This window comes from Tabrizicola piscis (assembly GCF_003940805.1).
GTDB classification, from domain to species: Bacteria; Pseudomonadota; Alphaproteobacteria; order Rhodobacterales; family Rhodobacteraceae; genus Tabrizicola; species Tabrizicola piscis.
Genome location: NZ_CP034328.1, coordinates 2,880,173 through 2,892,739 on the forward strand (window position 1 = coordinate 2,880,173; position 12,567 = coordinate 2,892,739).

Genomic DNA, 12,567 nt, shown 5'->3' on the forward strand with positions numbered 1-12,567 from the left:
AGCGGGGGTTTCACACCCCCGCACCCCCGTGGGATATTTAGGGACAGAAAATGTACGCTTTCCTTGTTTCTGGTAACCACGCGTTAACGTTAATGCGCAAATCTTGTGCGGCGGTACAGGCGGGGACGCCGATGACCGCGACGGGAAATGGCACCTCGCTTCGGTCTCCGGGGCGGGGTGTTCTCATTTTCTGTCCACAAATATCCTCGGGGGTCCGGGGGCAGACAGCCCCCGGCGGGGTCAGCCGGGCCGGAGGCCGGGAATGAGTCGCCTCGACCGCCTCCTCCGACCACGCCACATTGCCGTTCTGGGCGCGGGCTGGGCGCTGAACGTCATCGAGCAGTGCCGGAAGATGGGGTTTCAGGGGCCGGTCTGGCCGGTGCATCCGACCAAGGATCAGATTGGCGGCCTAAAGGCCTATGCCAGCCTAGCTGATCTGCCTGAGCCTCCGGATGCGACGTTCATCGGCGTCAACCGCTTTGCCACGCTCGACGTGGTGGCCGAGCTTGCCGCGATGGGCGCGGGTGGGGCGATCTCGTTTGCTTCGGGCTGGGAGGAGGCGGGAGAGGCGGGGCTGCAGGACAGGCTTGTGGCCGCTGCGGGAGAAATGCCGATCCTGGGGCCGAACTGCTACGGCGTCATCAACTATCTGGACGGGGCGCTGCTCTGGCCGGATCAGCATGGCGGGGTCCGGGTTGACCGTGGCGTGGCGCTGGTCAGCCAGTCTTCCAACATCGTGATCAACATGGGCATGCAGGCGCGCGGGCTGCCGATTGCCTATGTCGCCTGTCTGGGCAACGCCGCCGTCGTTGGTCTGGCCGAATTGACCGGGGCGCTGCTGGATGATCCCCGCGTCACTGCGGTGGGGCTTTATATCGAGGGGATTGATGATGCCCCGGCCTTTGCCGCGCTGGCAGAGAAGGCGCGTGCCATGGGCAAGGGGGTCGTTGTCATCAAGTCCGGCAAGACGGAATCCTCGCGGACCGCTGCTGCAAGCCACACCGCGTCGCTGGCGGGGGGAGGGGCGGCCTCCAGCGCGTTTCTGCGGCAGATCGGGGTGGCGGAGGTGAACACGCCGTCCGAACTGATCGAGACGCTGAAGATCTTTCACGTCCATGGCCCCCAGATCGGGACGCGGATCTGTTCGCTGTCGTGTTCGGGGGGCGAGGCGGGGCTGGTCGCGGACCTTGCCGCGCCTTTTGGGATCGACTTTCCACCGGTGCCGCAGGCAACGCATGACCGGCTGTTTGCGGTGCTGGGGGAGATCCCCACAATCTCCAACCCTTTGGACTATCATACCTTCATCTGGGGCGACGGGCCCAAGACGACGGAGGTTTTCAGCGCCATGCTGGAGGCCTATGACGCGGGCCTTTACATCATCGACACCCCGCGCGCGGACCGCTGTGACCCTTCCAGCTATCAGCCGGCGCTGGATGCGATTGTTGCCGCGCAACAGGCGACCGGGAAGATTGCCTTCCCCGTTGCCCTGATCGCCGAGAACTTTGGCGAGGCGCGGGTGCAGGGGATGATGGATCAGGGCATCTGCACGCTTCTGGGTCTGGAAACCGCGCTTGCCGCGATCAAGGCCGCGCAGACCTTGCCGGGGGTGGCGGGGTGGCGGCCTGTTGCCGCTCTGCCGCCACGCGAGGGGCAGATGCTGACCGAGGCGGAAGGGAAGGCGCTGCTGGCGACTGCCGGGGTGGCGGTGCCGAAGTCGGTGACCGGGGCGACGATTGCCGATGCTGCGGCAGGGGCGGTGGGTTTGCGCCCGCCCTACGCGCTGAAGGGGCTTGGGTTTGCCCATAAGACGGAAGCCGGAGCGGTCCGGTTGGGCCTGACCTCGCTGGACGGGCAGGCTGCGATGCCGGGGGCTACCGGCTATCTGGTAGAGGAAATGGTGACAGGGGCGGTGGCCGAGGTGTTGCTGGGGCTGCGGCGTGACCCGGTCTATGGCGCGACACTGACCCTGGGCATCGGCGGCGTGACGGCCGAGGTGCTGGCCGATACCGTGACGCTGGTGCTGCCGGTGACCGAGGCCGAGGTACTGGCAGCGGCGCGGGGCTTGCGGCTTTGGCCGCTGCTGGACGGCTACCGGGGGCGACCCAAGGCGGACATGGCGGCGGTGGCTGACATCGCAGTGCGGCTTGGGGCGCTGATGCTGGCGGATGAAAGCCTTGAGGAAATCGAGATCAACCCGATCATGGTGCGCGAGACCGGCGCCGTGGCGGTGGATGCATTGGTCAGGAGGGTGTGATGCCAAACATGCAGATGCGGACCGAAGGCCCGATCAAGACGCGCCGGGAGGGGGCCATTCTGGAGGTCACTCTGAATGCGCCAAAGGCCAACGCGATCAGCCTGAAGACCAGCCGGATCATGGGATTGGCGTTCCGGGATTTTCGGGATGACGACTCCCTGCGGGTCTGCATCATCCGCGCGGCGGGGGAGAAGTTCTTCTGTCCCGGCTGGGACCTCAAGGCCGCAGCCGAAGGGGATGCGGTGGATGGCGACTATGGGGTGGGCGGGTTTGCCGGCCTGCAAGAGTTGCCGAACCTGAACAAGCCGGTGATCGCCGCCGTGCAGGGCATCTGCTGCGGCGGGGGTCTGGAATTCGCGCTGTCGGCGGACCTGATCCTGTGTTCGACGAACGCGACCTTTGCCCTGCCGGAAATCCGGTCGGGCACCGTGGCGGATGCGGCCAGCATCAAGCTGCCCAAGCGCATCCCCTATCATGTGGCGATGGACCTTCTGCTGACCGGCCGCTGGTTCGACGCCGAGGAGGCGCAGCGCTGGGGGATCGTGAAAGAGGTCTGCGCACCCGAGGAGTTGCTGGGCAAGGCCTGGGACCTTGCGCGCTTGCTGGAGTCTGGCCCGCCGCTGGTCTACGCCGCGATCAAGGAGGTGGTGCGCGAGGCCGAGAACATGCGGTTTCAGGACGCGCTTAACCGCATCACCAAGCGGCAGATGCCGACCGTGGACCGGCTTTATTCCAGCGAGGATCAGCTGGAAGGGGCGTTGGCCTTTGCCGAAAAACGCGATCCGGTGTGGAAGGGGCGGTAGGCTTAGCCTGCAGCGTCTGCATCAGACATCCGGGGTCGTGCCATCGCTGCGCCCCCCGGCAAGGCCCATTCCCATGCCGCCCGACCCGCCGCCACCGCCGCCACCACCACCGGCCCTGCCGCCGGAACGCTCTCCCTCGGCCCGGGTTCTGCCGCCGCGTCCGCTGGTGGATTGAGGTCTGGTGGGACCCTGCAAGGGAATGCTGACGCTTGCCGGAACCGGGTCAAGATCCAGCGCTTCGCGGATGAAATCGCGGAGTGCGATGACAAGGTCTGCCGTCCGGATCGGCCGCCCCGCCGCCATGTCGCTTGCCGCCTGACCGGCCAGACGCACCAGATCATCCGTGCCCAGAAGCAGGATGTCGGCGAGGGCACCCTCAACCGCATCGCGAATGCGCCTTGGACGGTCGGGCGGCTCTGCCATCCCGGGCGCTGCAGTGGCTGTGTCTGCCTCGGCCTCTGCCACGCGCAAGTCGCGAAGATGGGACGGGTTGACCGTCAGCTCACCCGTGAACGACCCGCCCAGCGTCCGGTAGGCGGCAATCAGCGTCTTGAGCCGTTCGTTGATCTGCCGGTTCATCCGCTGCTGCCGTTGTTGCAGCGTCAGCATCATCAGAACCCTTATGCCGACGCCGATCAACGCGAAGAGGGCAAGGCCAAGGACAGAGGTCAAAACCCCCTGCCAAGTGCTGAAGTCGAAAAAGCGCATGCCCGGTCTCCGATTGAACCCGGTGAGGTGTAGCCCATTTCCACGCTGGTGACCAATCCTGCCATGCCGGTGCTTGGTCTGCGGGTATCGCCGGGGTAATGAGGTGGGGACGCAACGCACAAGGACAGCAGTGCCATGCCCACCCACGACTACACCACCCGCATCCTGTGGACCGGCAACCGCGGCGAGGGGACAGCGCATTACAAGGCCTATGACCGGACTTGGGATATCGCGGTGCCGGGGAAGGCCCCCGTGCACTGCTCCAACGATCCGCTGCTCGGGGGTGACCCTGCCAAGATGAACCCGGAGGATCTGCTGCTCAGCGCGCTCTCGGCCTGTCATATGCTGTGGTATCTGCATTATGCCTCGGACGCGGGGATCGTTGTGACGTCGTATTCTGACAGCCCGATTGGCGTGGGCGAGGTCGGGCGCGGGGGGGCGGGGCGGTTCGTCAAGGTGACCTTGCGGCCGCATGTGGGGGTTCAGGCCGGCACCGATCTTGCCAAGGCCGAAGCGATCCATCACCGGATTCACGAGGTCTGCTTCATCGCCCGGTCGGTGAATTTCCCGGTGGACTATGCGCCCGTCTTCGAGGTTTCCGGCTGATCTGATGTCAGCTTGGCCCCGTCCCGTACCCCAGCACGGGCCTGACGGCTGGCGACTTAGTTGCGACATCTGGTGTCGTATTCCTTTGGGTTCCGTCCCGATGTGACGGCTAGGGTGCCCCGACGTGCCGGGGGGCAACATGGACGAGACCGATTACATCATCGTCGGCGCGGGCAGTGCCGGTTGCGTGCTGGCCGAACGGCTTTCCGCCAATGGCCGCCACAAGGTGACGGTGCTGGAGGCAGGCGGATCGGACCGGCGGTTTTACATCCATATGCCGCTTGGCTATGGCAAGCTGTTCTACGACCCTGCGGTGAACTGGCTTTACAAGACCGAACCCGATCCCGGGCTTGCCGGAAACCGGGATCACTGGCCACGCGGGCGGGTGCTGGGCGGGTCATCCTCGATCAATGCGATGGTTTATATCCGCGGGCACAAGGCGGATTATGACGACTGGGGCCGCGACAATCCCGGCTGGGGCTGGGATGACTGCCTGACCGCCTACAAGAAGATGGAGCATTGCGAGGCCGGGGCCGATGACTGGCGCGGCTGCGACGGGCCGTTGTTCGTGTCGGCCAACAAAAGCGGTCTGCATCCGCTGGTCGAGCATTTCATCGACGCCTGTGGCGAAGGCGGGTTGCCCGAGAATCCGGATTTCAACGGTACCCGTCAGGAAGGCGCTGGCGTGTACCAGATGACGATCAGGAATGGCCGGCGCAACTCTGCCGCCCGGGCCTTTCTGCGCCCGGCGATGAAGCGCTCGAACGTCCGGGTGATCACCGGGGCCATGGTGACGCGGGTGCTGGTCGAAGATGGCCGCGCCGTGGGGGTCGCCTATACGCGGGGCGGTCAACCGCAGGTCCTGCGGGCGAAGGGCGAAGTGATCCTTGCTGGGGGGGCGATCAACTCACCCCAGCTGTTGCAGCTGTCGGGGATCGGGCCGGGCGGTCTCTTGCAGTCGCTCGGGCTGCCCGTGCTGCGCGACAATCCGAACGTGGGCGATCATCTGAGCGATCATCAGGGGGTCAACTACACTTGGTCGATGAACGTGCCCACCTACAATGACGCGCTGCGCCCCTGGTGGGGCAAGCTGCGTGCCGGGATGGAGTACCTCCTGTTCCGGGGCGGGCCGCTGGCGAAAAGCATCAACCACGCGGGTGGGTTCTTCCGCACAAGGGCAGACCTCGACCGGCCAAACATGCAGCTTTACTTCCAAGCCTTCTCGACCCTGATCCCGCGGGACGGGGAACGCCCGGTGCTGTCACCTGACCCCTGGTCGGGGATGAGCATCGGGCTGTCGAACTGCCGCCCGACCAGTCGCGGGCATATCCGCCTGCGCTCGGCTGATCCGGGGGAGCATCCGGTGATCACGGCGAATGCGTTTTCGACCAACCACGATGTCGAGGAAATGCTGGCAGCGGTGAAGTACCTGCGCCACATCGCAGCGCAGCCAGCCTTGGCGCGGCTGATCCGCGAGGAATTGCGCCCAGGGCCGGAGGTGGTTTCGGACGAGGCGCTGATTGCCGATTTCCGCGCGCGGTCAGGGACGGTCTACCATCCCAGCTGCACTTGCAGGATGGGGCCGGATGCAGCGACGTCGGTCGTGGACGCCCGGCTGCGGGTGCATGGGGTAGCGGGGCTGCGGGTGATCGATGCAAGCGCCTTCCCGACGATCATTGCGGGGAACACCAACGCCCCGGCAATGCTGATGGGTTGGAAGGGCGCCGATCTGGTGCTGGCTGACGCCCGCTGACCCCTGAACCAGCCGCCGCCGTCGGGGGCATCGAGCCCCCGCCAGCGGCCTTGCCACCGCAAGCTGACACCGGTCGCGCAGGCCAGCCGGTGCGCCAGCTTCGGCGTTCTGTTTGAGTATTTGAAAAAGAGCAACTCTGCAGGTTTGCTCTTTTCGAAATACTCTCAGGGGGTGAATTGGCCGGAACGGCCAAGAGGGGGCGCGAGCGCCCCCTGAGCGCTATGTATTGGCTTGCGGGCTTTGCCCGCTCCGCTGGATTACTCGCCGCGCGGGAAGCGCTTGCTTTCTTCCAGCAGGTTCAGATCCATGTGGTTGCGCATGTAGCGCTCGGACGCCGCCCGCAGCGGTTGGTGGTCCCAGGGGTAATAGGCGCCGTTGCGCAGCGCCTCATAGACCACCCAGCGTCGGGCCTGGCTTTCGCGGACGGCAGCGTCATAGGCGGCAAGGTCCCAGCGCCGGTCGGCCATGGTGCGGAAATGCGCCAGCACTTCGGCCGCGCGGGGATCGGCTGCAAGGTTCTGCCGTTCCGCCGGATCGTTCGCGAGGTCATAAAGCTGTTCCGGGTCGGCCGGACAGCGGATGTATTTCCATGCGCCTTCACGCAGGGCGACCATCGGGGTGATCGTCCCTTCGGCGGCATATTCCATCGCCACGGCGGGGCGCTGCGCGCCTTCGGTCACTGGCAGCAGATTCACCCCTTCGGTCCAGGGTGCCACCTCGGCCATCGAGATGCCGGCAAGGGCCGCAATCGTCGGGGCAAGGTCGATCGACGAGACCGGGGTGTCCACCTTCCCTGGGGCGGCACCTTGCGCCGAAATCATCAGGGGCACGCGGGCCGAGCCTTCGAAGAAGCTCATCTTGAACCACAGGCCGCGGTCCCCCAGCATTTCGCCATGGTCGGACACGAACAGGATGGACGCCTCTTGCCGCGTTGCCTCCAGCACTGCGAGGATCTCGCCGATCTTGTCATCGACATAGCTGATGTTGGCGAAATAGCCCTGCCGGGCGCGGCGGATCTGGTCGGGCGAAATGTCGAAGGCGCGCCAGTCGCAGGCATCCATCAGGCGCTGGGAATGGGGATCCTGGGCAGCGTAGGGGATGGGTTCGGGCGGCTCCAGTTCCGGGGCGCCTTCATACAGGTCCCAGTACTTGCGCCGGGCGACGAAGGGGTCATGCGGGTGGGTGAAGCTGACCGTCAGGCACCAGGGCCGGGCATCCAGACCGCGCGACAGGTCATAGAGTTTCTGGATCGCCTGATGGGCGACATCATCGTCATATTCCAGCTGGTTGGTAATCTCGGCCGCGCCCGCGCCCGTGACCGAGCCCAGGTTGTGATACCACCAGTCGATGCGTTCACCGGGCTTGCGGTAATCCGGGGTCCAGCCGAAATCGGCGGGGTAGATGTCGGTGGTCAGGCGTTCCTCGAACCCGTGCATCTGGTCGGGGCCGACGAAATGCATCTTGCCGGACAGCACGGTGTGATAGCCCGCGCGGCGCAGGTGGTGGGCGTAGGTGGGGATGTCCGACGCAAACTCGGCCGCGTTGTCGTAGACGCGGGTGCGGCTGGGAAGCTGGCCCGACATGAACGACGCGCGGGCCGGGGCACAAAGTGGCGAGGCGGTGTAGCAATTGGCAAAGCGGGCCGATTGCGCGGCAAGCCGCCGCAGGTTCGGCGTGTGCAGGAACGCGGCAGGTCCATCGGGGAACAGGGTTCCGTTCAGCTGATCGACCATGATGACAAGGATATTGGGGCGGGTGGTCATCGACGGCCTTTCCGGCAAGGGTTTGCGGTGCCAGACTGTCCGGGCCGGTCCAGCCGGTCTGGTTCCGAAACGACGCAGGACAATCATATCCGCCATCGAAAGGGAGCGCCATGCCAACGGTGATGGAAGTGCCGGACCAGCGGATCGCGATGCCGGATGGCGTGCAGCTTTCAGCCCGGCTTTGGCGGCAGGCGGGGGTCGGGCCAGTGCCCGCCGTGATCGAGATGATCCCCTACCGCAAGCGCGACGCGACGGCGGCGCGGGATGAGGCCATCCACCCATGGATCGCCGCGCAAGGCTATGCCTGCCTGCGGGTCGATCTGCGCGGCACGGGTGACAGCGAAGGTATCCTGACCGATGAATACACCGCCGAGGAACTGGCCGATGCCTGCACGGTGATCGCCTGGGCGGCGGCGCAGCCCTGGTGCACGGGTGCCGTGGGGATGATGGGCAAAAGCTGGGGGGCGTTCAACGCGCTGCAGGTGGCGGCGTTGCAGCCGCCCGCGCTGAAGGCGGTGATCGCGGTCTGCGGAACGGTGGACCGGTTCGGCGACGACATCCATTTCAAGGGCGGCTGCCTCTTGGCCGAGAATTTCGGCTGGGCGTCGGTCATGCTGTCCTATTCCTCGCGTCCGGCAGACCCGGCCTTGCGGGCGGATTGGCGGGAGGACTGGCTGCGGCGGCTGGAGGCGAACCCCTGGCTGGCCCCGCGCTGGGCGGGGCATCAGACGCGCGATGCCTATTGGCGGCACGGGTCGGTGTGTGAGGACTGGTCGCGGCTGACAGTGCCGATCCTGGCGATTGGCGGCTGGGCGGATGGTTACATGAACATGGTCGGCGCGCTGGTGCGCAATGCCAGTGGCCCGGTCAGGGGGATCGTTGGCCCTTGGGTCCATCTTTACCCGCATATGGCTGTCCCCGGTCCGCGCATCGGGTTTCTGACCGAAGCGGTGCGCTGGTGGGATCGCTGGTTGAAGGACTTGCCGACCGGGGTTGAGGATGACCCCGCCTTGCGCCTTTACCTGCAGGACCACGCGCCGCCTGATCCATCGGCGCAAAGCCGTGTGGGCCAGTGGATTGGCCTGCCCGCGCGGCCTGCGACGGCGACGCTGACCCTGCCGCTCGGCCCCGGAGGTCTGGGGCTTGAGACGCGGCTTCCGGCACGCATCGCGTCACCCCAGACGCTGGGGGCAGCGGCGGGCGAGTATTTCCCGACCGGCGATCATGCCGAGATGGCGGGCGATCAGGCGGCGGATGACGCGCTGTCGTTGTGCTTTGACGGGCCTGCCCTGACCAAACCGATGACGCTGGTCGGGCGGGCAACCCTGCGGCTGGCGCTGACCCTTGACCAGCCGGTCGGCATGGTTGTCGCGCGACTGTGCGATGTGGCGCCGGATGGCACATCGGCCCGGATCGCGCATGGGATGCTGAACCTGTGCCACCGCGCAGGCAGCGCCAGCCCGCAGCCGTTGGAGCCGGGCCAACCGGTACAGGTTGCGCTGACTCTGGACGCGATGGCGCATCGGCTGCAGCCCGGCCACCGGCTGCGGCTGGCGCTGTCGACCGCCTACTGGCCGTTCCTCTGGCCTTCGCCGCGGCGGGTGGTGCTGACGCTGACAGCAGGTGCCCTTGGCCTGCCGATCCTGCCCGAGGCAGCACCGGAGTGGCAGCCACCCCGGCCGGAACGCCTGCCCCCACCCCGCCAGCGCACCTTGCGCCCGCCCGCATGGTCACGTCAGACCGAGGTGGACCCCGTCACCGGCCGACAGACCCTTTCGATCCACGATGACTCCGGCGAGGTGGTGGAACCGCATGGCCTGACGCATGGCGATACGGTTGACGAGGTGTGGGAGATCACCCCGGACGACCCCTTGTCCGCCCGCGCGACGATCCGTTGGGAACAGCGCCTGTCGCGCGGCGACTGGCGGGTTCGGACTGTGGTTGAGACCGAGATGACCGGAACGGACACCGACTTGCGAATGAAGGCGCGCCTTACGGCCTTCGAGGGGGACGAACAGGTGTTTCAGCGCGACTGGGACGACCGGGTGCCCCGTCGGTTTGTGTGACCGTCGGTTTGTCTGACTGGCGTTAGCCCGCGTAGCCCGGGTCTGCCTCGTCAAGGATGGCGCGCAGTTCGCGCAGATGCGCTTCGGCAAAGCCGGGGTAGGCCTCCCATTCCTGCGCGGTCTTTTCGGCGATCTCGTCAGGCAGGACGCGCAGCGGGCGGCCGGTCTGCAGCGCGCGGATATAGGTCTCGGCCGCGCGTTCGAAGTAGTAAAGGCGGTTGAAGGTTTCGGCCACGGTCGCGCCGATCACCAGCACACCATGGTTGCCCATCACCATCGTGGTGATCTTCGGATCAGCCAGCAGCGTGGCGCAACGCGCGCCCTCAGCCTCGAACGCCATGCCGCCATAGTGGTCGTCGACCACCACGCGGTTGTGGAACATGGCGGTGTTCTGGTCGATCGCGGGCAGTCGGCTGTCCGCCAGACTGGCCAGCACTGTGGCATGGACAGAATGGACATGCATGACGCAGGCCGCGTGCGGGCAGGCACGGTGGATCGCCCCGTGCAGACCCCATGCGGTAGGGTCAGGTGCATCGGGCCGGGCCATGGTGGCGGGGTCGTTCGCGTCAATCTCCACCAGGGACGAGGCGGTGATCCGCGAAAAGTGCCGTCCGTTCGGGTTGATCAGGAACCGCGTGCCTTCGGGGTTCACGGCAAGCGAAAAGTGGTTCGCCACCGCCTCGTGCAGGTTCAGGCGGGCGGTCCAGCGGAAGGCGGCGGCAAGGTCCTGCCGCAGGCCCCAATGTGTCAGATTTGCGTGCTGGTTCATCTGCCCCTCTCCGATTCGGTTGTCTTGTAGGAAAATCAGCGGCTGCAATTTCATTCAGATTAGGGTAGCAAAGTCCTTATAGCCATGTGGAATACAATGGCTCTATAGCTATGCAACTCTGACGCGGGGCAGGTGGGCCCCGCTAGCAACCCTTGCTTGAATGTGGCGAACGCTCTGAAAATTACCTGTAAGTTTCCTTTATTCCGGCGGATGCTGACCGCATTGCCGGTAAATAGTGGTTCCAAGGTGTAGGAGGTATTCCGTGCAGATTTCAGTCAGACTTGACCGCCAACCTCTGTCGCGCCAGTCCATGGGTGCCAGAGTGATGCTGTTGACCGACCGGCCCAGGGGTCTGACAGCTTGCCGTCTGGCAAGCTATGACTGCCTTGTCGAGACCGAGGATGAATTTTTCGCTGCCCTGTCCAGCCTTCTGGACGACCCGATGGGCTATGACCTTTTCGTCATGGATTGTGACGCGTTTGGCGGCGTCCAGGCTGCCGAACGGGCGATTGCGACCCTGATTGCCGCCGATGCGAAGATGCGTGTGATGCTGCTGAGCAGCGAGTTCGACATTCCTGCCTATCCCCTTGGTCGCCGTTCGGCCGTCTGTCTGCCAGATGCGGTTTCCGAAGCGGGCTTTCGTCAGGGCTTCGACCATGTCCTGCGCGACCGTAGCGCCATGAGCATGATGTAGCAGGGGCCCGGTCGTGGGGCAGTTCTGGGGGCAGTTCTGGGGGGCGGCTGACCGCCCGCCCAGAGTGGCGTGCTAGTCGAGCGCGAGGTTGGTCGCAGATTCGCGGCCATCCCGGCCGGCTTCAATGTCAAAGGTGACCGGCTGGCCATCCTTCAGGCTGCGAAGTCCGGCGCGTTCCAGCGCGGTGATGTGAACAAACACGTCCTTCTTGCCGCCTTCCGGGGCAATGAAGCCGTAACCTTTCGTCTCGTTGAACCATTTCACGGTGCCCTTGGCCATCGTGATGTCTCCTGTGTCGTGATCCGCCCGCGAGATTGCGGCGGCTTGGCCCCGTCAGCTTAGTGTCGATTGCTGTGGCCGATGGTCGGAGACAGTGGTCGAAAAGATAACGTCGCAGCGAAACAATTGCATATTCTGGCGTTGATTCCAAGGGTTTCAGGCACTTCGGGGATGGTCCCGCTTTCGGGCTGTGCCACGCAGGCGAATGGGCTTATGCTGCGCTGCAGCAAGGGAAGGGAATCGCGATGGGCAAGGTTGTGACGGTCGCACAGCAGAAGGGCGGGTCTGGCAAAACCACGCTGGCTGTCAATCTTTGCGTGGAATTTCACAGTCGCGGGCTGAAGGTCGCGCTCTTGGACACGGATCCTCAGGGCAGTCTGGGCCGTTGGTTCATGTCCCGGCGCGACGCCATGGGGGTCGAGGGGATCGAGTTCTCGACCGCATCGGCATGGGGTGTCAGTTATGAATGTGAGAAGCTGAAGAAAGTGGCCGACATCGTCATCATCGACACGCCACCGAAAGTGGATGCCGACCTTCGCCCTGCCCTGCGTGAGGCGGATCTGGTGCTGATCCCGGTGGCGGCGTCGATGATGGATCTTTGGGCCACCGATGGGGTCATTGACCTGATCGGTCGCGAAGGCAGGCGGGCGGTCATCGTGCTGAACCGGGTCAAGGCGGGCACGCGGCTTGGCGTGCAGGTGGCCGATGCCGCAGCAGCGGTGGGCGGCGTGGCGACGGCGACGCTGGGGCAACGAGTGGTCTACGCTGAAAGTCTGGGCGAAGGGCGGGCTGCCTCGGAAACCCGGGGGCCGGCGGCTGCGGAAGTGCGCCAGCTTGCGGATGAGGTGCTGGCGCTGCTGGACGAATGACGC

11 protein-coding genes are annotated in these 12,567 nt (G+C 65.5%); 7 read left to right on the forward strand and 4 right to left on the reverse strand.

What is annotated here, in order from left to right; all coding sequences use genetic code 11:
* Nucleotides 1-262 precede the first annotated feature (262 nt).
* Both EI545_RS14065 and EI545_RS14070 read left to right on the forward strand, forming a co-directional pair.
* Nucleotides 263-2,254 carry an acetate--CoA ligase family protein gene (locus EI545_RS14065; protein ID WP_125326058.1) on the forward strand — a complete coding sequence of 664 codons (1,992 nt, stop codon included), beginning with the start codon at nt 263-265 and terminating at the stop codon, nt 2,252-2,254.
* The gene (locus EI545_RS14070) at nt 2,254-3,057 is read left to right on the forward strand and encodes a carnitinyl-CoA dehydratase (protein ID WP_245990046.1); all 804 of its coding nucleotides are present in this window, start codon (nt 2,254-2,256) and stop codon (nt 3,055-3,057) included. Before EI545_RS14065 ends, EI545_RS14070 begins: the two co-directional genes overlap by 1 nt.
* A gap of 21 nt (nt 3,058-3,078) precedes the next feature.
* Here the strand turns inward: EI545_RS14070 and EI545_RS14075 are convergent, their stop codons facing one another.
* Nucleotides 3,079-3,765 (reverse strand): hypothetical protein, encoded by a 687-nt coding sequence (locus tag EI545_RS14075; protein ID WP_125326059.1) that lies wholly within the window; start codon nt 3,763-3,765, stop codon nt 3,079-3,081.
* Nucleotides 3,766-3,900: 135 nt separating this feature from the next.
* Between EI545_RS14075 and EI545_RS14080 the strand changes: the two genes are divergently transcribed.
* The gene (locus tag EI545_RS14080; protein ID WP_125326060.1) at nt 3,901-4,371 is read left to right on the forward strand and encodes an OsmC family protein; all 471 of its coding nucleotides are present in this window, start codon (nt 3,901-3,903) and stop codon (nt 4,369-4,371) included.
* A gap of 139 nt (nt 4,372-4,510) precedes the next feature.
* Nucleotides 4,511-6,124: a GMC family oxidoreductase gene (locus EI545_RS14085; protein WP_125326061.1), complete on the forward strand. Its 1,614-nt coding sequence runs from the start codon at nt 4,511-4,513 to the stop codon at nt 6,122-6,124.
* A gap of 257 nt (nt 6,125-6,381) precedes the next feature.
* On the opposite strand, the gene betC is transcribed toward EI545_RS14085, so the two are convergent.
* A complete protein-coding gene (gene betC / locus EI545_RS14090; RefSeq protein WP_125326062.1) occupies nt 6,382-7,887 on the reverse strand; it encodes a choline-sulfatase in 1,506 nt (501 codons plus the stop codon).
* 110 nt (nt 7,888-7,997) lie between these two features.
* Between betC and EI545_RS14095 the strand changes: the two genes are divergently transcribed.
* Nucleotides 7,998-9,953: a CocE/NonD family hydrolase gene (locus EI545_RS14095; protein ID WP_125326063.1), complete on the forward strand. Its 1,956-nt coding sequence runs from the start codon at nt 7,998-8,000 to the stop codon at nt 9,951-9,953.
* A gap of 22 nt (nt 9,954-9,975) precedes the next feature.
* Here EI545_RS14095 and EI545_RS14100 read toward each other — a convergent pair whose 3' ends face one another.
* Entirely contained in the window at nt 9,976-10,722 is a 747-nt protein-coding gene (locus tag EI545_RS14100; RefSeq protein ID WP_125326064.1) for a class II aldolase and adducin N-terminal domain-containing protein, read from the reverse strand.
* 310 nt (nt 10,723-11,032) lie between these two features.
* Between EI545_RS14100 and EI545_RS14105 the strand changes: the two genes are divergently transcribed.
* Nucleotides 11,033-11,416, forward strand: a complete 384-nt coding sequence (locus EI545_RS14105) for a hypothetical protein (protein WP_125326065.1) — start codon at nt 11,033-11,035, stop codon at nt 11,414-11,416.
* A 72-nt stretch (nt 11,417-11,488) separates the two neighbouring features.
* Here EI545_RS14105 and EI545_RS14110 read toward each other — a convergent pair whose 3' ends face one another.
* On the reverse strand, nt 11,489-11,695 hold the full coding sequence (locus EI545_RS14110) for a cold-shock protein (RefSeq protein ID WP_125326066.1): 207 nt from the start codon (nt 11,693-11,695) through the stop codon (nt 11,489-11,491).
* Nucleotides 11,696-11,940: 245 nt separating this feature from the next.
* On the opposite strand from EI545_RS14110, the gene parA reads away from it, so the two are divergent.
* On the forward strand, nt 11,941-12,564 hold the full coding sequence (gene parA / locus EI545_RS14115) for a ParA family partition ATPase (protein WP_125326067.1): 624 nt from the start codon (nt 11,941-11,943) through the stop codon (nt 12,562-12,564).
* The last annotated feature ends 3 nt before the right edge of the window (nt 12,565-12,567 follow it).